21 protein-coding genes are annotated in these 18,628 nt (G+C 64.5%); 10 read left to right on the top strand and 11 right to left on the bottom strand.

Annotated elements, in window-relative coordinates; genetic code table 11:
* Nucleotides 1-57 precede the first annotated feature (57 nt).
* On the top strand, nt 58-1,509 hold the full coding sequence (mgtE, locus tag ATE70_RS13815; RefSeq protein ID WP_197411458.1) for a magnesium transporter: 1,452 nt from the start codon (nt 58-60) through the stop codon (nt 1,507-1,509).
* Between the two features lie 222 nt (nt 1,510-1,731).
* Nucleotides 1,732-1,860 carry an entericidin A/B family lipoprotein gene (locus tag ATE70_RS13810; RefSeq protein WP_037515306.1) on the top strand — a complete coding sequence of 43 codons (129 nt, stop codon included), beginning with the start codon at nt 1,732-1,734 and terminating at the stop codon, nt 1,858-1,860.
* 22 nt (nt 1,861-1,882) lie between these two features.
* On the opposite strand, the gene tatC is transcribed toward ATE70_RS13810, so the two are convergent.
* The 9 genes from tatC to ATE70_RS13765 form a co-directional block, all read right to left on the bottom strand.
* On the bottom strand, nt 1,883-2,638 hold the full coding sequence (gene tatC / locus ATE70_RS13805) for a twin-arginine translocase subunit TatC (protein WP_058538614.1): 756 nt from the start codon (nt 2,636-2,638) through the stop codon (nt 1,883-1,885).
* A 41-nt stretch (nt 2,639-2,679) separates the two neighbouring features.
* Entirely contained in the window at nt 2,680-3,078 is a 399-nt protein-coding gene (tatB, locus tag ATE70_RS13800) for a Sec-independent protein translocase protein TatB (protein ID WP_058538466.1), read from the bottom strand.
* Between the two features lie 32 nt (nt 3,079-3,110).
* Nucleotides 3,111-3,347: a twin-arginine translocase TatA/TatE family subunit gene (locus ATE70_RS13795; RefSeq protein ID WP_037515303.1), complete on the bottom strand. Its 237-nt coding sequence runs from the start codon at nt 3,345-3,347 to the stop codon at nt 3,111-3,113.
* Between the two features lie 25 nt (nt 3,348-3,372).
* Nucleotides 3,373-3,966: an SMC-Scp complex subunit ScpB gene (gene scpB / locus ATE70_RS13790; protein ID WP_058538465.1), complete on the bottom strand. Its 594-nt coding sequence runs from the start codon at nt 3,964-3,966 to the stop codon at nt 3,373-3,375.
* Complete coding sequence (locus ATE70_RS13785; protein ID WP_058538464.1) at nt 3,963-4,736, bottom strand: segregation and condensation protein A; 774 nt, start codon at nt 4,734-4,736, stop codon at nt 3,963-3,965. The genes scpB and ATE70_RS13785 overlap by 4 nt, the downstream gene beginning before the upstream one ends.
* A gap of 6 nt (nt 4,737-4,742) precedes the next feature.
* Nucleotides 4,743-5,750, bottom strand: a complete 1,008-nt coding sequence (nagZ, locus tag ATE70_RS13780; protein ID WP_058538463.1) for a beta-N-acetylhexosaminidase — start codon at nt 5,748-5,750, stop codon at nt 4,743-4,745.
* Between the two features lie 107 nt (nt 5,751-5,857).
* Nucleotides 5,858-6,625 (bottom strand): SPOR domain-containing protein, encoded by a 768-nt coding sequence (locus tag ATE70_RS13775; protein WP_058538462.1) that lies wholly within the window; start codon nt 6,623-6,625, stop codon nt 5,858-5,860.
* Nucleotides 6,625-8,352, bottom strand: a complete 1,728-nt coding sequence (gene argS / locus ATE70_RS13770) for an arginine--tRNA ligase (RefSeq protein ID WP_058538461.1) — start codon at nt 8,350-8,352, stop codon at nt 6,625-6,627. Before argS ends, ATE70_RS13775 begins: the two co-directional genes overlap by 1 nt.
* Nucleotides 8,353-8,484: 132 nt before the next feature.
* A complete protein-coding gene (locus ATE70_RS13765; protein WP_058538460.1) occupies nt 8,485-9,156 on the bottom strand; it encodes a hypothetical protein in 672 nt (223 codons plus the stop codon).
* A 174-nt stretch (nt 9,157-9,330) separates the two neighbouring features.
* Here ATE70_RS13765 and ispH point away from each other — a divergent pair, with 174 nt between their 5' ends.
* Genes ispH through rnhA form a run of 3 tightly spaced genes read left to right on the top strand, consistent with a single transcriptional unit; the run spans nt 9,331 to nt 11,743 of the window.
* Nucleotides 9,331-10,311, top strand: a complete 981-nt coding sequence (gene ispH, locus ATE70_RS13760; protein ID WP_231732694.1) for a 4-hydroxy-3-methylbut-2-enyl diphosphate reductase — start codon at nt 9,331-9,333, stop codon at nt 10,309-10,311.
* The gene (thrB, locus tag ATE70_RS13755; RefSeq protein WP_058538458.1) at nt 10,311-11,273 is read left to right on the top strand and encodes a homoserine kinase; all 963 of its coding nucleotides are present in this window, start codon (nt 10,311-10,313) and stop codon (nt 11,271-11,273) included. The genes ispH and thrB overlap by 1 nt, the downstream gene beginning before the upstream one ends.
* Entirely contained in the window at nt 11,270-11,743 is a 474-nt protein-coding gene (gene rnhA, locus ATE70_RS13750) for a ribonuclease HI (protein WP_058538457.1), read from the top strand. Before thrB ends, rnhA begins: the two co-directional genes overlap by 4 nt.
* A gap of 269 nt (nt 11,744-12,012) precedes the next feature.
* Here rnhA and ATE70_RS24305 read toward each other — a convergent pair whose 3' ends face one another.
* The gene (locus tag ATE70_RS24305; RefSeq protein WP_081933099.1) at nt 12,013-12,189 is read right to left on the bottom strand and encodes a YegP family protein; all 177 of its coding nucleotides are present in this window, start codon (nt 12,187-12,189) and stop codon (nt 12,013-12,015) included.
* 89 nt (nt 12,190-12,278) lie between these two features.
* Entirely contained in the window at nt 12,279-13,409 is a 1,131-nt protein-coding gene (locus ATE70_RS13745) for an NAD(P)/FAD-dependent oxidoreductase (protein ID WP_058538456.1), read from the bottom strand.
* Nucleotides 13,410-13,505: 96 nt separating this feature from the next.
* Between ATE70_RS13745 and ATE70_RS13740 the strand changes: the two genes are divergently transcribed.
* From ATE70_RS13740 to ATE70_RS13720, 5 genes are read left to right on the top strand one after another with little or no spacing between them, the layout of a single operon-like run.
* Complete coding sequence (locus tag ATE70_RS13740) at nt 13,506-13,988, top strand: A24 family peptidase (RefSeq protein WP_058538455.1); 483 nt, start codon at nt 13,506-13,508, stop codon at nt 13,986-13,988.
* A gap of 54 nt (nt 13,989-14,042) precedes the next feature.
* Entirely contained in the window at nt 14,043-15,080 is a 1,038-nt protein-coding gene (gene cpaB, locus ATE70_RS13735; protein ID WP_058538454.1) for a Flp pilus assembly protein CpaB, read from the top strand.
* A gap of 1 nt (nt 15,081) precedes the next feature.
* Entirely contained in the window at nt 15,082-16,644 is a 1,563-nt protein-coding gene (locus ATE70_RS13730) for a type II and III secretion system protein family protein (RefSeq protein WP_058538453.1), read from the top strand.
* A 25-nt stretch (nt 16,645-16,669) separates the two neighbouring features.
* Complete coding sequence (locus ATE70_RS13725; RefSeq protein ID WP_058538452.1) at nt 16,670-17,311, top strand: CpaD family pilus assembly protein; 642 nt, start codon at nt 16,670-16,672, stop codon at nt 17,309-17,311.
* The gene (locus tag ATE70_RS13720; RefSeq protein WP_058538451.1) at nt 17,308-18,579 is read left to right on the top strand and encodes an AAA family ATPase; all 1,272 of its coding nucleotides are present in this window, start codon (nt 17,308-17,310) and stop codon (nt 18,577-18,579) included. The genes ATE70_RS13725 and ATE70_RS13720 overlap by 4 nt, the downstream gene beginning before the upstream one ends.
* Nucleotides 18,580-18,628 lie beyond the last annotated feature (49 nt).

The raw sequence follows: 18,628 nt of genomic DNA, 5'->3' as shown, positions 1-18,628 counted from the left end.
CGGGCCGCAGCACTAGGGGAAAGCTCGAACGCCGCAACTTTCAGGGAGGACCGCGCGATGGATAAACGCGAAGAATCCCTGCCGCCGGAAGATGTTGTCATCGCCGATGACCGCGACCGCGAACAACCGGCACGCGAAACCGACACCGAACTCGACGAAGACGACCGGCTGAGGCCCGAATTCGTGCGCGACGTGATCGAGTTGGCCGAAGCCGGCGAAGGTGAAGCGGCGCGCGAACGGATCGGCCGCCTCCACCCCGCCGACATCGCCGACCTGTTCGAACTCGCGCGCGCCGACGAGCGCCCAATGCTCGCCGCGGTGCTCGGCGACATGCTGTCCGCCGACGTGCTGGCGGAAATGAACGATTATGTCCGCGAGGAACTGATCGATCTTCTCGCGCCGGAGCAAGTCGCCGAACTCGCGTCCGAACTCGATACCGACGACGCCGTCGCAATCATCGAGGATATGGAGGAGGACGAGCAGCAGGCCGTTCTCCAGGCGATGGAGCCCGAAGATCGCGCCGCGATCGAGGATGCCCTCTCCTTCCCCGAGGAATCCGCCGGGCGCCTGATGCAGCGCGATCTGGTCGCGGTGCCCGAACATGTGACCGTCGGCGACGTGATCGACCGGCTACGCGAAGATGCAGACCTCACCAGCGACTTCTGGGAAATTTACGTCGTCGACCCGCGGCACCGCCCGGTCGGCACGTGCCAGCTGAGCTGGATCCTCCGTACCCCGCGCGACATCGCGATCAGCGACGTGATGAAACGCGAGCAGACGCTGATCCCGGTCGACATGGATCAGGAAGAGGTTGCGCTGCGCTTCCAGAAATATGCGCTGATCTCCGCCGCGGTGGTCGACAAGGGCGGCAGGCTCGTCGGCATGATCACGGTCGACGACGTCGTCCACATCATTCAGGAAGAGGCGGGCGAGGACATTTTGCGCCTGTCGGGCGCGGGCGACGGCGACATCAACGAACCGATCCGCGAGACATACAGCGCGCGGGTGCGCTGGCTGATCGCCAACCTTGGCACCGCGCTGCTCGCTTCGTCGATCGTCGGATTTTTCGGCGGCGCGATCGAGCATATGGTCGCGCTGGCGGCATTGATGCCGATCGTCGCGGGCGTCGGCGGCAATGCGGGCACGCAGACGCTGGCGGTCACCGTGCGTGCACTCGCGATGAACCAGCTCACCGACTCGAACAGCTGGCGTGCGATCTGGCGCGAAATGAAGATCGCGTTGCTCAACGGCGGGACGATAGCCCTAATCGCGGGGACCGCGACTGCGCTATGGTTCGCCAATCCGCAGCTTGGCGCCGTCATCGCCGCGGCGATGGTCGTGAATATCTTCGTTGCCGGTGTCGCCGGGGTCGCGATCCCCCTGCTGCTCGATCGACTTGATCAGGATCCCGCGGTTGCGAGTTCCATTTTTGTCACGATGACGACCGATTCCATGGGATTTTTGGCCTTCCTGGGCCTCGCCGTGCTCAGCGGATTGACCTCTCTCTGAAGGCAAGTCGCTGAAATTCAAGCGATTCAAAAAGACCCGAAAAAAAATTCATTATCGCAATTTTTTTTCGGAACTTATCCGCCGCTTTGGTCGTTTCCCATTTCGAGCAGCGGTCATCGCCCCCCCGCAGCGCTGCTCAGCAACATTGGCCCGGCCCGCATTCCCTCCCCCCCCTCGAAAGCGTGCCGGGCCATTTTGCAACAAATCCTGAGAGGTAGAAATATGACGAGTTACCGCGCAATCCTTCTCGCCCTGATGGCAAGCTTTCTGGTCGCTGGCTGTAACACGGTAAAGGGTGCCGGTCGCGACATCGAATCTGTCGGTCAAGCTGGCAGCGATGCCATCGACTAATCGGGACTGAGACTAACTTACCCTAAGCCTCTTCGAGAGGCTCGACAGGCGCCTCTTCGGCGCCTGTTTTGCGTCGGCGCTGAGTAAACCAGATCGCGAGCAGCGACATTTCGTACAGGAACACCAAAGGCACCGCGAGCAGCAGCTGGCTCAAAATATCGGGCGGCGTGAACACCGCGGCGATCGCAAAGGCCGCAACGATCATATAGCGCCGCGCCGAAACCAGTTGCTCGCGCGTGACCAGCCCCGACCGCTCGATCAGCATCAACAGGATCGGCAGCAGGAACGCGATGCCGAACGCCATGATGAATTGCATCGTGAAGCTCAGATAATTGCCGACCGAAGGCAGCGCTTCCTGCGTAATCCCGCCAATGTCACCCTGATATCCGAGCAGGAATTTGAGCGCGATCGGGATGGTGATGAAATAGGCGAAGCTGGCGCCGATTGCGAACAACACCGGTGTTGCGAGCAGGAAGGGCAGCAGCGCGCGCTTTTCCTGCTTGAACAGCCCCGGCGCGACAAATTTCCACAGCTGGTTCGCGATCACCGGAAAGGCGATCATCATTGCCGCGAACAGCGCGACCTTGATCTCGACGAAAAACGCCTCGAACAGCTGGGTATAGATTAGCTTCCCCTGCCCCGCACGAACGAGCGGCTGGACGAGAATGCCGAAAATCGGCTTGGCAAAATAGAGGCACACGCCAAAGGCGAGGCCGATCGCGATCAGCGATTTCAGCAAGCGCGAACGCAGTTCGATCAGATGATCGAGCAGCGGCATCTTGCCGCCGGCGCCATCCTCATCTGTCGCGGTTTCTTCGGTCACGGCAGCGGGCCGTCCTTCGGCGGTATCGCATGCGTTTCGGGCGGATTGGTAGCCGCGGCCTCGTCGATCTCGGCCTCTGTCGCGGGTTCGGTCTTCGTCGGTTCGGTCGATTCTGCGTTCGCCGACGACGTCGCGGACGATGCGTTCACATCGTCGATGCGCGGGAATTCGCGCATGATCGCGTCATTCTGCTCGCGCCATTGCTTTTCAAGCTCTTCGAGTTCGGCTTCGCGCATCATCGTGTCGAGCCCGGAGCGGAAATGGCGCGCCATGCCGCGCGCTTTCGCCATCCATTTGCCGACAAAACGCATCGCCTTGGGCAGATCCTTGGGGCCGATAACCACCAAGGCCACCAACACGACGAGCAGCAACTCGGTCGGCGCGACGTCAAACATGACCTAAAACTTCCCCCGCAGGCAGACGGCGATCAGAGCTTGTCGTGCTCGGCAGTCGGGGTCGAAATCGGGGTGGCATCGGGCGCGCGCTGGCCCTCGATGTGCTTGGGTGCGGGCGTCGTCGGCGCGTCGTCTTCCGACATACCCTTCTTGAAGCTTTTGATGCCTTTGGCGACATCGCCCATCATGTCCGAAAAACGGCCCTTGCCGAACAGCAGCAGGACAAGAATCCCGACCACGAGCCAGTGCCAGATGCTGAAGCTACCCATCTTAAATTCTCCTTGAGGCCGTCATCTAAGCCTCTTCGCCGTCTTTTACTAGGTCCAGTTCGCCCATCGCTTCCTCGAAAGCGAGATCGACCGGGTCGAGCAGTCCCGCCGCACGCAAATCCTCGATTCCCGGCAGGTCCTTGCGGCTCGTGAGGCCGAAATGTTGCAGGAACGCGTCGGTCGTCTTGTAAATCAGGGGCCGTCCCGGCACCTCGCGCCGCCCCGCGGGCGCGACCCATTCGGCCTCCATCAGCACGTCGAGCGTGCCCTTCGATGTCTGAACGCCGCGGATCGCCTCGATTTCGGCGCGGCTGACGGGCTCGTGATAGGCGACGATGGCGAGCACTTCGGCCGCCGCGCGCGATAATTTGCGCGGATCGTCGCGTTCGCGGCGGAGCAGGTGCGCGAGATCGGCAGGTGTCTGGAAATGCCAATGCCCGCCGCGCTCGACGAGTTCGATCCCGCTTCCCGCATGGCGTGCGGCGATCGTCTGGATGATCGCGCGAACCTCGCCCGGCGTCATTTCATCGCCCAGCCGCCCCGCAACCTGCCGCGCGTCGAGCGGCGTGTCGCTCGCGAACAGCATCGCCTCAATCGCGCGTTCGAGATCGTCGATCATGCCCCGGATGCCTTCAGATAAAGAGGTTCGAACGCGCCTTCCTGTTTCAGGTCGACGCGCCCCTGCCGCGCCAGTTCGAGCGCGGCGACAAAACTCGACGCGATCGCCGAGCGGCGCAGCGGGCCGTCATAATCGGGCGGCAGGAAATCCGACAGTTCGGCCCAGTCGAGCTTTACGCCGATCATCCTCTGCAGATGATGGAGCGCCGCGTCGAGCGTGATCACCGGGCGCCGCGACACCATATGCACGACGGGCTCGGAGCGCAGCTTGACCTGGCCGTAGGCCGAAAGGAGATCGTAAAGGCTGGCGTCCCAGCGCCGCACCTTGATGTCGCGCAGCCCCTCGGGCTTCGCGCGCAGAAAGACGTCGCGGCCGACGCGGTCGCGCGCGAGCAGCCGTGCCGCCGCCTCGCGCATCGCGGCCAGCCGCTGCAGCCGCAATTGCAGGCGCAACGCGAGTTCGTCGGGCGACGGGTCCTCAAGCGGGTCCTTGGGAAGCAGCAGCGCCGATTTAAGATAAGCGAGCCACGCCGCCATGACGAGATAATCGGCCGCGACTTCGAGCTTCAGCTCGCGCGCCTCGGCGATGAAGGTCAGATATTGCTCTACCAGTCCCAGGATCGAAATCTGCTTGAGATCGACCTTCTGGCTGCGCGCGAGCGTGAGCAAAAGGTCGAGCGGCCCTTCCCAGCTTTCGAACGAAAGCTGCAAGGCGTCGTCGCGCTCGGGCGCTGCCGGTACGATTTCGAAATCGAGCGGCAATTCCTCCATCGGCGATCAGGCCGTCGCCAACAGCGCGTCGCGCTGGTCGACCAACGTCGCGAACGCGCGCGCGTCGCTGTCGCCCGAAATCCGGTCCATCGCGCCTTCGAGGCGCGCGCGCGACACGGTGCTGATCGGGTCGAGCGCATTGGCGATGCCGACCATATCGTCCATCTTCGCCCAGCAGTTGAGCGCGATGTCACACCCTGCAGCAATTGCATCGGCGGCGCGCGAAGGCACGTCGCCCGAGAGTGCCTTCATGTCGAGATCGTCGGTCATCAGCAGCCCGTGAAATCCGATACGCTGGCGGATGACGCTGTCGATGACGATCGGCGACAGCGTCGCGGGCCGGTCGGGGTCCCACGCCTCGAAGATGACGTGGCACGTCATCGCCATCGCCGCATCGCGCAATGCCGCAAAGGGCGCGAGATCGGTCTGGAGATCGCGGTCGGGCGCGGCGACGATCGGCAACGCTTCATGCGTGTCGAGCAGCGCGCGGCCGTGGCCCGGGATATGCTTGACGATGCCGACGACGCCGCCGGCCTGCAAACCGCCGAGGATCGCGCGGCCAAGCGCGGCAACACGCATCGGCTCGCTGCCGAGCGCGCGGTCGCCGATGACATCGCTCGCACCCGGCTGACGCACGTCGAGCAGCGGCAGGCAGTCGACCGTAATCCCAACCTCGGACAGCATGGCAGCAAGCGCCATTGCGTTGAGCCGGGCGGCTTCGATCGCACTTGCGGGCGCGCGATCGTACAGCGCGTCGAACGCCGCACCGCTCGGGAAAAGCGGCCATTCGGGCGATCGCATGCGCGCCACGCGCCCGCCCTCCTGATCGATCAGAATCGGCAGATTGGCGCGCCCGTCGAGATCGCGCAGTTCATCGGTCAGCCGCCGCAGCTGCTCCCGATTTTCGATATTGCGCCCGAACAGGATATAGCCCGCGGGATCGCTATCGCGAAAGAAAGCGCGCTCGTCGTCGGTGAGGGTCAGGCCCGACAGGCCGAAAATTGCCGGTATCATCGTGCATCAAACTCCATCGATCGCCGACCCCTCAGGCGATGACCAAGCGGCAACCATGCCATGGCGACGGATTTGCACCAACAGAGTCTGCGGCCAAGCGGGCCGAATCAGCGAACGACGACGCAATTTTCACCGGCAACGCGCAATTTTCCGCACAAATTCTTGGCATTGGCGGCTGTCCCTGCCGAGACGCGCAGCCGATAGACGGTGCCGTCGCCGACTTTCGCGGGCGAAACCGATTTGTTGAGTTCGGCAAGATAGGCAAAGCGCTTCGACAGGTTCGTCCATGCCTTCGCCGCCGCGGCGTCGCTGCTGAACGCGCCGAGCTGGATCATCGCCGCCCCCGATGCCGGAGCGGCCTTGGGAGCGTCGGCGGTCTTCACCGGCGCTGCGGCGGGCTTCGCCTTGTCCGCCGGCACCCCCTTAGTGGCAGCGGCTTTCGTGGCGGCGGCCTTGTCTGCTGCGACCTTCTTTACCGCGGCCTCGCGTTCTTGAGCCGTTACAGCGGGCTCTTCGGGCATGCGCGTCGGGTCGACCTTGCCCGCGGGTTCGGCGCCTTCGCTGGCGGAGAAGCTGGCATCGCCTTCGCCCTCGAACGCCTTGGCGCCGTCATTCTTCGGCGCGACCTTATAGTCGCCGTCCTGCGCCGCGATCAGTTCGCCGTCGCTGCGCGTGCCGCCATTCTGAACCCACCACAGACCGCCGAGGACCACCCCGATCAGCAAGAGCCCGCCGAGCACCATCACGAGCAGACGGGCGGGCGAAACCTCGCCATCCTCCTCGAATCCGTCGGCGGCTTCGAGCCAGGGCAGACGATCCTCGTCATCGAGACCGAGACCTGCATCCCCCTGCTCTGCGTTCTTGTCGCCGGCCATCAGTTCATCTCCTCGAGCGCCTCTACCCCCATCAGGGACAGCCCGTTACGGATGACTTGCCCGATTCCGTCGGCCAAATAAAGGCGCGTCGCGGTCAATTCGGGGTCATTGTCGAGAACGATGCGCAAACTGGGGTCATCGTTGCCGAGATTGTACCAGGCGTGGAACGCCGCCGCGACATCGGCAAGGTAAAAGGCGATCCGGTGCGGTTCGCGCGCCGACGCGGCGGCTTCGACGATCCGCGGGAACTGCGCGAGCAGTTTCACCAGCCCCAATTCATGCGCATTGAGGCGCGCGGGAGCGGGCTCCGGCAGCACGATCCCTGCATCTGCGGCTTTTTTGCGCAGCCGCGAAATCCGGGCATTGGCATATTGCAGATACCAGACGGGGTTGTCGCGCGACGCCTCGACGACCTTGGCGAAGTCGAAATCCATCTGCGCGTCGGCCTTGCGCGTCAGCATCGTGAAGCGCACCGCATCCTTGCCGACCTCGTCGACGACATCGGCGAGCGTGACGAAATTGCCCGCGCGCTTCGACATTTTGAACGGCTCGCCATTTTTGAGCAGCCGCACCATCTGCACCAGTTTGACGTCGAAACGCGTCTTGCCGCCGGTAAGCGCGGCGACCGCGGCCTTGATCCGCTTGACCGTCCCGGCGTGGTCGGCGCCCCAGATGTCGATCAGTTCGTCGGCATTCCGGCTCTTCTGGAAATGATAGGCGAGGTCGGCGCCGAAATAGGTCCAGCTGCCGTCCGACTTCTTGATCGGGCGGTCCTGATCGTCGCCGAATTGCGTCGAGCGGAACAGTGGCAATTCGACTGGCTCCCAATCCTCAGGCGTTTCGCCCTTCGGCGCTTCGAGCTGGCCATCGTAGACGAGATCATGATCGCGCAGCCATTTTTCGGCGGCGGCGGGTTTGCCCTCGGCCTGCAATTCGGCTTCGGACGAGAACAGGTCGTGATGGATGCCGAGCTTGGCGAGGTCGGCGCGGATCATGTCCATCATCGCGCTGACCGCCTCCGCGCGGAACAGGCCGAGCCACGCGCTTTCGGGCGCGCCGACGAAGCGCTCGCCATATTCGGCCGCGAGCTTGCCCGCGATCGGCATCAGATAGTCGCCCGGATACAGCCCCTCGGGGATCGCGCCGATATCCTCGCCGAGCGCTTCACGATACCGCATGTGCACCGAGCGCGCGAGCACATCGACCTGCGCGCCCGCGTCGTTGATATAATATTCGCGGATCACTTCATGCCCGGCATATTCGAGCAGCGCGGCGAGCGCATCGCCGACGACCGCGCCGCGGCAGTGGCCGACATGCATCGGGCCGGTCGGGTTCGCCGAGACATATTCGACGTTGACGCGCCGTCCCTGCCCGATCGTCGAACGGCCATAGTCGCCGCCCTCGCTGAAGATCAGCGCGAGCTCGTCGCGCCAGCTGTCATCGACGAGACGCAGGTTGATGAAGCCCGGCCCCGCGACGCTCGCCTCGGTCACTTCGCCCAGCGCGCCGAGTTCGGCAACGAGCAAATCGGCGAGCGCGCGAGGATTCATGCCTGCGGGTTTCGCGAGCACCATCGCGGCGTTGGTCGCGACGTCGCCATGCGCGGGGTCGCGCGGCGGCTCGACGCTGATCGCGCCGCGGTCGAGGCCGCCCGGCAGGGCATCGCGGGCGGCAAGCGCGTCGAGCGCGGCGCCGATATGGTCGGAAAAGCGGCTGAACAGGGTCACGGGCTGGCCTATCTTCGATCAGGAAAGTCTTGCGCGCGCCCTATAGCAGCTGGGCGGGCGCGAAAAGCCCCGCGTCGCCGATCGGCGCGCGGGGCGTGAAGATGCGAACGGCGCCGCAGCGCCGCCGCGGCCCTATCGTCGGACGTTATATTCGAGCTGTTCCTGCGTCAGCTGGAAGCCCACGAGCAGTTCGAAGCTCGACCGCTGCACCGCGGCGCGCACTTCGGGAAGGCTCAGCGGATCGACCGCCGCGTCCTGGTCGCCCGCCTTGCGCTTGCGCGTGATGCGTTCCTGAATGTCGGCGGGCAGCGTTGCCGCGGCGCGATCGACATAGGCCGAAGCCTGCGCACGACCAGTGCCGCGCACCTGCCCTTCGGCAAAGGTCACTGCGACATTGCCCAGCCGTTTCGCGACAACCGCGGTGCCGCCCTGCAGCACGGTGGCGTAATAGGGCAAGGTCACGGTGCGCGCGGGTCCGGCATCGCGGCGCGTCGCGACCACGTCGAAGCTTGCGAGCTGGTAGACCTTTTCCGCGGCGTCGTTGCATACCGGCGTCACATTGGTGATCGCGGCGACGACATCGACAGCGCGCGCATCACGGCTCGTTGCGGGGTCGAACAGCGTGATGTCGCCGGTGTGCAGCGGCACCGCGACCGCAGGACATGCGGTGCGGGTGGAGGTGATGCCGACGCCGCCTGCGAGGTCGATTTCATTGTCCTTCGCGCAGCCCGCCACCGTCGCCATGGCCGCCGTGCCGCACAGCACGGTCAGGAACTTACGGGACGGAAACGAAATGGGCATCATGATAAACGGGCTTTCCAAACAAGCGCTTTGACAGGCGTCGGGACAGTTGATCCCGCTTCATGCGCGCCGCTTCTTATCGGTGCGATGAACGCGGCGCAACAAAGAGAACAAGAATGCGAAGGGGGACGAAGCGGCTTTACCCCGGATGGCTTGCTGCGCTAGAGCGCGCGCATCATGAACGCTCCCCATCCGATGACGCAAGCTGAAGGCAGCGAAGCGGCAGAACTCAAGGTTTTGATCGCGGCGCCGCGCGGGTTCTGCGCCGGGGTCGATCGCGCGATCCGCATCGTCGAACTGGCGCTGCAGAAATATGGCGCGCCGGTCTATGTCCGGCATGAAATCGTCCACAACCGCTATGTCGTCGACTCGTTGAAGGCCAAGGGCGCGATTTTCGTCGAATCGCTCGACCAGGTTCCCGATGGCGTGCCCGTCGTGTTCAGCGCACACGGCGTGCCCAAAGCGGTGCCGGCGAAAGCCGAGATGCGCGGGCTCGACTATATCGACGCGACCTGCCCGCTGGTGTCGAAAGTCCACCGACAGGCCGAGCGCGCGCACGAGACGGGACGCCATATCGTCTTTGTCGGCCATGCCGGCCATCCCGAAGTGATCGGCACGCTGGGTCAATTGCCCGAGGGCGCGATGACGCTGGTCGAATCGGTCGACGACGTCGCGGCGCTGTCGCCGCCCGATCCCGAGATGCTGTCCTTCCTGACCCAGACCACCCTGTCGGTCGACGACACGCGCGACATCATCGCGGCGCTCCAGCATCGTTTTCCGGCGATCACGGGCCCGCGCGGCGAGGATATTTGTTACGCGACGTCGAACCGTCAGGATGCCGTGAAAGCGATCGCAGGCGAATGCGATCGCATGATCGTGATCGGTGCACCCAACAGCTCGAACAGCCTGCGGCTTGTCGAAGTCGCCGAGCGGCTGGGGACCCCGGCGCATCTCGTCCAGCGCGGCACGGACATCGACCCGGCGTGGCTGCACGACATCGCGACACTCGGGATCACCGCCGGCGCGAGCGCGCCGGAAACACTGGTCCGCGAGGTGATCGACGCCGTCGCTTCGGTTCGTCCCATCATCGAAGACGTGGTCGTCACCGCCGAAGAGAATATGGTCTTCAAACTGCCGCGCGGGCTCGAAGCCGCCTGATGGCTGTCTACACGCACGTCGAGCCCGACGATCTTGCCGCTCTCGTCGCCCGATACGACATCGGCACCGTCGTGTCGTGCAAGGGGATCGCCGAAGGCGTCGAGAACAGCAACTTCCTGCTCGAAACGACGGGCGGACGTTTCATCCTGACGCTTTACGAAAAGCGCGTGAGCGAGGGTGACCTGCCCTTCTTTGTCGACCTGCTCAACCATCTCGCCAGCCAGAACTGCCCGGTCCCGGCGATGATCCGCGACCGGGGCGGCGTCGCGATACAGCAGATCTCTGGCCGCGCGGCGTGCGTCATCCAGTTCCTGCCCGGCATTTCGCTGACGCAGCCGACCCCGGCCCAGTGCGAAGCCGCAGGCGCCGCACTCGGCGCGATGCACCGTGCGCTCGAGGGCTATACTGGTGCGCGCGCGAACAGCATGGGCCATACTCACTGGCGCGCCGTTGCCGAAGCGACCGGCGACCTTGATGTCGTGTTGCCGGGGCTGCAATCGATCGTCGATGACGAACTGGCATTTCTCGACGCGCATTGGCCCGATGACCTGCCCGCGCATGTCATCCACGCCGACCTGTTTCCCGACAATGTGCTGATGCTCGGCGACCGGGTCACCGGCCTTATCGACTTCTATTTCGCCGCGAGCGACTTCCGCGCCTATGACCTGGTCATCACGCATGCGTCCTGGGCCTTTTCCGCCGACGGAAAGCAATGCGACCCCGCGCGCGCGGAAGCACTGATGCGCGGCTATGCGCGCGAAATCACGCTGTCGGACGCTGAGGTTGCTGCGTTGCCGCTGCTGGCGCGCGGCGCGTCGCTGCGCTTCCTGCTGACGCGCGCGCACGACTGGGTGCACACACCCGCCGACGCGCTCGTCACGCGCAAGGATCCGTCGCCGTTCCTTGCCCGGTTGCAGCGCTACAGCGCTCCCGACGCCGCCAGCCTGTTCGCAGCCGGATGAGCGAAAACACCGGCAAGACCGTGATCGTCGCCACCGACGGCGCGTGCAAGGGCAACCCCGGCCCCGGCGGCTGGGGCGCCGTGCTGCGCTGGGGCGACGTCGTGAAAAAGCTGTCGGGGGGCGAACCCGACACGACGAACAACCGCATGGAATTGATGGCCGCGATCGAAGCGCTCGCCGCGCTCAAGCGCAGCTGCAACGTCGAGTTGTCGACCGACAGCGTCTATGTCCGCGACGGCATCACCAAATGGATTTTCGGCTGGCAAAAGAACGGCTGGAAAACCGCGGCGAAAAAGCCGGTCGCCAATGCCGATCTGTGGCAGCGTCTCGTCAAGGAAAACGCACGGCACAAGGTCGAATGGATTTGGGTCAAGGGTCACGCGGGTCACGGCGACAATGAACTCGCCGACCAGCTGGCGAGCGACGCCGCCCTCGAAGTCGCGCGGGCGCGCAGGGCACCCGCGCGTTAGGGTCGAGACCTACTAATTGCGCGATCGAGGTTTGAAGCGATTTTGTTCAGTGCGAGGAGGCAAGGCGCAGGAATATGTCGATATTTCCAGACTTGCCGACGACGCAATGGACAAAATCGGTCAAATCCCGAAGGGACGCCGAAATGGCTTCGATCTCGTGTCCGCGTGACCTTGCGGGTAGCGATGCTACCCGCGGCGGCCACCCGAACCCGATATCTTCGCCATTTCGACGCCTCGATCGCGCAATTAGTAGGTCCCGACCCTGGGCATCACTCGGCTTCGCGGACTTCGGCGCCCGGGCCGTTCTTCAGGATTGAGTCGATGGCATTCTGTGCGGAGGCCTTGCTGCTATAGCCTTCGGTCCAGAAGATGGGTTCGCTATTATATTTGAAATAGGCGACAAATTCGCCGGCCTTGTTCTTCTTGATCTCGAAATAATGGGCCATGCCATCCTCCACAGGTCGGGCCGTGCCGGGGGTGGTACGGCCAAGCCCATGTTAATGCGGTCGTTTCGCTGTGCAAGCGGCTAGATGGCTCAGGCGAAGCGCGATGGCGCGAAGGGCGTCGGATCGACGCGGCCAATGGCGCCGCCGGGCGGCGGGGCGCCAAGCTCAGCCGCAAGCAAAGCGGCGATCGCCGGCGAAGTCTGAATCCCGAAGCCCCCCTGCCCTGCGCACCAGATGAAGGCGCGCTCATGCCGATCGGCGCCAAAAACCGGGATGCGATCGGGCGCGAAGCTGCGCAGCCCCGCCCATTTGCGCTCAACCGCAACGACCGGCCAGTCGACCACCGACTGCATCCGGTCGATCGCGAGTGCGACGTCCAGCTCTTCCGGCGCCGCGTCGTGCGGTGCGGTCGGCGTCTCGTCGTGAGGGGTCAGCCAGACGCGCCCCTCGCTCTGACCCTTGAAATAGAATTCGCCGCCGACGTGGATAACGAGCGGAAGGTCGGCGGGAACCGGAACGCCCAGCCGAACCTGCATCACCGTGCGGCGATAGGGCTGGATGCCGACCGGCGCGATGCCGCACGCGGCCGCGACCTCGTCCGCCCATGCCCCGGCGGCATTGACGATCAGCGCCGCGCGGACCTGCCCGCTGCCCAGTTCGACGTCCCAGCCGTCGCTGACACGGCGCGCCCCCCGCACCGGCGCGCGCGTGACCAATGTTGCGCCGGCGCGCTTTGCCGCGCGAAGATAGGCCGCATGCAGGCCGCCGACATCGATGTCGCGGCACGCCGCCTCATAGGCGGCTTCGCTCCATTCGGGACGAAGACCCGGAACCATGCGCGAAACCGCCTCGCCCGACATTCTTGCAACATCGACGCCCTGCGCCGCGAATTCGGCAACGAAGGCGTCGACCGCCGCGGCCTCGGACCTCTGGCCCAGCGTCAATGCGCCGCGCGGCGACAGGAAGCCATGATCCGAGAATTCGGGCGGCGGACTGTTCAACATCTCCAGCGATGCGTGGGTCAGCGGCTGAACCCCCACCCCGCCATAGCTTTCGTGCCAGAAGGCCGCTGACCGGCCCGTCGCGTGATAGCCGGGCGCGTCCTCCGCCTCGACCAGCAGGACGCGGCGCCAGGGCGCCAGCGCCGCCGCGAGGCTTGCACCCGCGATTCCGGCGCCGACAATCAGCACATCGGTGGCGGAAGGCGGCGCGTCGGTCATGCCCGCCGCATATCGGTTGGACCGCGGAATGCAAGCCGCAGCGTCCCCGCCGACATGGTTACGCTTTGGTAAGCCATGTTGCGTAGGAGAAAACCGATGGATAACGGCACAATCTCGCTCGGCCTGATGGCCTTACTCGGCCTGCTGATGATTGCCGCGGCGATCAGCGACGTCCGGTCGCGCACCATTTCCAACGAGCTCAACGCCGCGATGGCGCTGCTCGCAATTCCCTTCTGGATTGCGAGCGGTCTCGCGCTCTGGCCCGATGTGCTGCTTCAGTTCGGCGCCGCCTTCGCGGTCTTTCTCGTCTTTGCCGGCCTGTTCGCGATCGGCGCGATGGGCGGCGGCGATGTCAAAATGATCGGCGCGGTGATGCTGTGGATTCCGCTTCCGCTGTTCATGCCGACCCTGATGGTCATGGCCATTGGGGGTGGCGTTCTGTCGGCGGTGATGCTTATCCATATGAAATTGCGCCCTTCGGACAAACCGGTCGAGGTTCCCTATGGGGTTGCCATCGCCGCTGCGGGCCTTTGGGCGCTTCACCAACAATATCTTAACCAGTTTCAGGTTATCGGATGACCTGAGGGAAAAGCACGACCGTCTCTGGTGGGTGCAGGAGGGCGACAAATCGTCATGGATACGCGAAAGATTATGCTGATCGTCGGCGCGTTGGTGATTGCCATCAGCGCAGCGTTCGGGGTCAACCAGATGATGCGCGGAGCAGCCACTCCGCAAGCGCGTGCAGCCGCGGCGCCGGACATTACCGGTCCGATGATCCTTGTCGCGACGCGGCAACTGCCCGTCGGCACGATTGTCGGCCCGGACAGCTTCCGTTTCCAGCCCTGGCCCAAGGAATTGGTCGAAAAGGCCTATTTCATGAAGGACAAGACCGACGTGAACACGTTGGTCGGCACTGTCGTGCGCTATCCGATCACCGCCGGCCAGCCGCTGACGCAAGGCGCACTCGTCCATCCCGATGATCGCGGCTTCCTCGCCGCGGCGCTTGGCCCGGGCATGCGTGCCGTTACCGTCAAGGTCAGCCAAGAACAGGGCGTCGCCGGTTTCGTCTTTCCGGGCGACCGCGTCGATGTGGTGCTGGCTCAGACGATCTCGGTCGAGGAAGGCAGCAGCTATCCCGACAAGCAGATATTCACGGCCGAGACGATCGTTCGCAATGTCCGCATATTGGCGACCGATCAGCGTTATGACGCCGAGGATGAAACCGGGAAGACCCCGGTTCGCACCTTTGGCTCGGTAACGCTCGAAGCCACGCCGGAAATTGCCGAGAAGATCGCCGTCGCGCAGGACATGGGCAAATTGTCGCTCGCACTGCGTCCGCTGGCCGAAAGCGCCGGCGAACTCGATGCGGCCATCGCGTCGGGCGACATCAATGTGCCGGCCAAGGGCGGCTCCGCGGCGGAAAAACGGATGCTGGCCGAAGCCGCCGCACGTCCGGTCGCCAGCCGCTCGACAGTGACCACGGGCGGCGACGTGTCGCGCTTCTGGATCCCGGTACGCGGCCGCGTGAACTCCTCGCGGGCGCCGCAGGCTGCGACGAATGGCGGCGGCTTCATGCCGTCTAATGGGGGCGCCGTGTCCGTTCCGACCGGTCCGGTCGTGCGCGTGACCCGCGGCGACAAGATGACCGAAGTTCCGGTTGGGGGTAAGTAAGATGAATAGCACAGCCAAATTCAAGGCGGCGGCTCTGGCCCGCACCCTGGCCATCGGCCTGGTGGCAGCCACGCTGGCAGCGGCACCTTCGGCGCCCGCCATCGCCCAGGCCGTCCAGAATGCCAGCAGCAGCATCGAACTCTCGGTGGGCCGTGGCCGCCTGGTCAGCCTTCCGGCCTCGATGTCCGACGTCTTTGTCGCCAACGACGAAGTCGCCGACGTCCAGGTGCGTTCGGGCCGCCAGCTCTATATCTTTGGCAAGAAGCCGGGCGAAACCAGCATCTATGCCACCGACGCCAGCGGCCGTGTCGTTTTCTCGACCGTCGCCCGCGTCGGCAACAATATCGAGACGATCGACCAGATGCTGTCGCTCGCCATGCCCGACGCCAGCATTTCGGCAAACACGATGAACGGCTTCGTGCTGCTCACTGGTACGGTCCAGTCACCCGACGATGCCGCCGAAGCCGAACGGCTCGTCCAGGCATTCGTCGGCGAGCCGACCAAGGTCTTGTCGCGTCTTCGCACGGCCACGCCGCTACAGGTCAACCTGCAGGTCCGCATCGCCGAAGTAAACCGCTCGCTGGTCAAGGAAATCAGCGGCAACCTGCTGACGCGCGATACCGATGGCCCGCTGGGCAACGGCTTCCTCGGCGGCGTGTTCGGCGGCCGCAGCCCGGGTGAGATCACCAGCATCCCTGCCCCGACCGCGGTTTTCCCGGGAAGCCCGGCTGCGCGGCCTTACGATCCTTCGACCGGCCTGCCGCTTCCCCCTGGCCAGACAACGCTGGGCACCAATTACCGGTTCGATACGCCCGCCGGCAAGCGGAGCCTGGCCGGTGCCGGCCGCCTGTTCGGGCTCGACCTGATGGCTTCGCTCGACATCGGCGAGCGATCGGGTCTGGTCGCGACGCTGGCGCAGCCCAATTTGACCGCCATTTCCGGCGAAACCGCCGACTTCCTTGCCGGCGGCGAGTTCCCGGTTCCGGTCCCCGGCAATTTTGCCGGTACGACGATCGAGTATCGCAAATATGGCGTCAGCCTCGCGTACACGCCGACCGTGCTGTCGAATGGTAGGATCAGCCTGCGCGTTCGCCCCGAAGTATCCGAACTGTCGACCGAAGGCGCGATCGTGATGCAGGGGTTCCAGGTTCCCGCGTTGACGATCCGCCGCGCCGAAACGACGGTCGAACTCGGCTCGGGCGAAAGCTTCATGATCGCCGGGCTGATGAACAATCGTTCGATCGGCGCGATCGACAAGATGCCCGGTCTCGGCGACGTTCCGCTGCTCGGCATGCTGTTCAAATCGGACAGCTTCCGCCGCGGCGAAACCGAACTCGTCATCGTCGTGACCCCCTATCTGGTCCAGCCGGTGTCGGCGAACGACATCAAACTGCCCACCGACGCCTTTCAGGATTCCGACGACCTGCAGCGGATTCTGCTCAACCAGACGAGCAACGGCGTGACGGGCGGGGACCGGCCGAAACCGCGGCTCGACACCTCGGTCGGCGACGCCGATCGCCCGCGGGGCAGCGGCGACGCGTCGCCCGGCTTCAGCATCAAGTGACGCGCTGGATTTCAGGAGCAAAGTGATGAAAAAAATCGCAACTTGGACGATCCTGGCTCTGGCCACGTCGCTCGCCGGCTGCACTGGCGCGGCGGTCAGCAACCGCAGCCTCGATTCGGTCCACCAGCCCGTCGTGCGCAACGCCATCTATCAATTCGATGTTGCCGCTTCGAACGGCGAGTTGCCGCCCAGCGAACAGGGCCGCCTGCAAGGCTGGCTCGATTCGATGGGGGTCCGCTATGGCGACCGCGTCGCGATCGAGGATCCGTCGGCCTATGGCGCCGGCTCAGCGCTGGCGACCGTTCGGTCGATGGTCGAACGCCGCGGGCTGCTGCTCAGCAGGGATGTCCCGGTAACGACCGGTGCCGTGCCGCAGGACCACCTGCGCGTCGTCGTGACGCGGGCGACGGCATCCGTACCCGGCTGCCCCAATTGGGAAAGCAAATCGTCGATCAACCCGACCAACTCGACGTCGTCGAATTATGGCTGCGCGGTCAACAGCAATCTCGCCTCGATGGTCGCCGATCCGAACGACCTGATCAAGGGCGCCAGCAACACGGGCAGCGATCCGACGGCGGCGACGCGTGCGATCCAGACCTATCGTACCAAACCCCAAACCGGTGCAGGCGAATTGACCAAGGCACCTACCAGCGGAGGCAGCCAGTGAACGCTCCTTTCAAATCAGCAGGCGCGCGTGATCCCTTCAACGCCTTCGTTTGCGACGACGATACGCTGGAGCTGATCCGCGCCGCGGTCAACGACATGGGCTGGCCGATCGAAAAATGTAACAAGGGCGGACTGCGCAACGCTGTGCAATCGCTTTCGGTCTCCGCCAGCCCGAACATCCTGTTCGTCGACATGTCGGAATCGGGCGATCCGATCAACGACATCAATGCGCTGGCCGAAGTCTGCGAACCCGGCACGGTCGTGATCGCCGCGGGCCAGGTGAACGACGTTCGCCTGTACCGCGACCTTCTGTCCAGCGGCATCCAGGATTATCTGCTAAAGCCGCTGTCGCTCGACCAAGTCCGCGAATCGTTCACCATGGCGCAGGCCATGCTGTCGGCGCCGAAACATGCCGACATGCACGACGACAAGCCGCATCATATGATGGGGGTTGTCGGTGTACGCGGCGGCGTCGGGGCGTCGCTGGTGGCGACCTCGCTCGCCTGGGCGATCAGCGAACAGGCGGGCCGCCAGACGGCGCTGCTCGATCTCGACATCCATTTCGGCACGGGCGCGCTGACGCTCGACCTCGAACCGGGGCGCGGCCTGATCGACGCGATCGACAATCCCAGCCGCATCGACGGGCTGTTCATCGAACGCGCGATGGTGCGAGCGTCGGACAAGCTTAGCCTGCTGTCGGCCGAAGCGCCGATCCATCAGCCGGTGATGACCGACGGTTCGGCCTTTTTCCAGCTGGAAGAAGAGCTGCGTTCCGCCTTCGAGATGACGATCGTCGACATCCCGCGCCAGGTGCTGATCCCCTTCCCGCACCTCGTGTCGGAAGCCGGTACAATCCTGCTCGTCAGCGATGTGACGCTCGCCGCGGCGCGCGACACGATCCGCCTGCTGTCCTGGTTCAAGCAGAACATCCCGGGCGCGCGTGTCGTGCTCGTCGCGAACAAGTTCCAGAACGCCATCGGCGAGCTGTCGCGCAAGGAATTCGAATCGTCGATCGAACGACCGATCGACATCGTCATCCCGTTCGACCCGAAGCTGGTCGCCCAATCGGCAAAGCTTGGCAAATCCTATGCCGAAACCTGCAAGGGCACCAAGTCGGCGCAGGTGTGGAGCAACCTGATGCGCATCATCCTCGACGGCGCCGATGTCGAAGCCGAGGAAGCGCAGATCGTCGCCGCGAAGAGCAAATCGGGCGGCTCGCTGCTCGGCAAGCTCGGGCTGACGAAAAAGGGTGTGAAACAGGCAGCGTGACGGCGCGCCTGACGGGCCGTCATCACCTCCAGCGATAGAAGCGGACATC

It is taken from the genome of Sphingopyxis sp. H053, assembly GCF_001468225.1.
GTDB lineage: Bacteria > Pseudomonadota > Alphaproteobacteria > Sphingomonadales > Sphingomonadaceae > Sphingopyxis.
Note: the sequence above shows the minus strand (reverse complement) of the source record. Positions and strands in the feature narration are given on the sequence as shown.

Bases quoted from the DNA above. Each gene is read 5' to 3' on its own strand.
- ATE70_RS13795 (WP_037515303.1), bottom strand. From the start codon at position 3,347: ATGGGTAGCTTCAGCATCTGGCACTGGCTCGTGGTCGGGATTCTTGTC.
- tatC (WP_058538614.1), bottom strand. From the start codon at position 2,638: ATGCCGCTGCTCGATCATCTGATCGAACTGCGTTCGCGCTTGCTGAAA.
- ATE70_RS13785 (WP_058538464.1), bottom strand. From the start codon at position 4,736: ATGGAGGAATTGCCGCTCGATTTCGAAATCGTACCGGCAGCGCCCGAG.
- scpB (WP_058538465.1), bottom strand. From the start codon at position 3,966: ATGATCGACGATCTCGAACGCGCGATTGAGGCGATGCTGTTCGCGAGC.
- ATE70_RS13765 (WP_058538460.1), bottom strand. From the start codon at position 9,156: ATGATGCCCATTTCGTTTCCGTCCCGTAAGTTCCTGACCGTGCTGTGC.
- ATE70_RS13745 (WP_058538456.1), bottom strand. From the start codon at position 13,409: ATGACCGACGCGCCGCCTTCCGCCACCGATGTGCTGATTGTCGGCGCC.
- mgtE (WP_197411458.1), top strand. From the start codon at position 58: ATGGATAAACGCGAAGAATCCCTGCCGCCGGAAGATGTTGTCATCGCC.
- rnhA (WP_058538457.1), top strand. From the start codon at position 11,270: ATGAGCGAAAACACCGGCAAGACCGTGATCGTCGCCACCGACGGCGCG.
- ATE70_RS13730 (WP_058538453.1), top strand. From the start codon at position 15,082: ATGAATAGCACAGCCAAATTCAAGGCGGCGGCTCTGGCCCGCACCCTG.
- ATE70_RS24305 (WP_081933099.1), bottom strand. From the start codon at position 12,189: ATGGCCCATTATTTCGAGATCAAGAAGAACAAGGCCGGCGAATTTGTC.
- thrB (WP_058538458.1), top strand. From the start codon at position 10,311: ATGGCTGTCTACACGCACGTCGAGCCCGACGATCTTGCCGCTCTCGTC.
- nagZ (WP_058538463.1), bottom strand. From the start codon at position 5,750: ATGATACCGGCAATTTTCGGCCTGTCGGGCCTGACCCTCACCGACGAC.
- cpaB (WP_058538454.1), top strand. From the start codon at position 14,043: ATGGATACGCGAAAGATTATGCTGATCGTCGGCGCGTTGGTGATTGCC.
- ATE70_RS13810 (WP_037515306.1), top strand. From the start codon at position 1,732: ATGACGAGTTACCGCGCAATCCTTCTCGCCCTGATGGCAAGCTTTCTG.
- ATE70_RS13725 (WP_058538452.1), top strand. From the start codon at position 16,670: ATGAAAAAAATCGCAACTTGGACGATCCTGGCTCTGGCCACGTCGCTC.
- ispH (WP_231732694.1), top strand. From the start codon at position 9,331: ATGAACGCTCCCCATCCGATGACGCAAGCTGAAGGCAGCGAAGCGGCA.
- ATE70_RS13740 (WP_058538455.1), top strand. From the start codon at position 13,506: ATGGATAACGGCACAATCTCGCTCGGCCTGATGGCCTTACTCGGCCTG.
- tatB (WP_058538466.1), bottom strand. From the start codon at position 3,078: ATGTTTGACGTCGCGCCGACCGAGTTGCTGCTCGTCGTGTTGGTGGCC.
- ATE70_RS13775 (WP_058538462.1), bottom strand. From the start codon at position 6,625: ATGGCCGGCGACAAGAACGCAGAGCAGGGGGATGCAGGTCTCGGTCTC.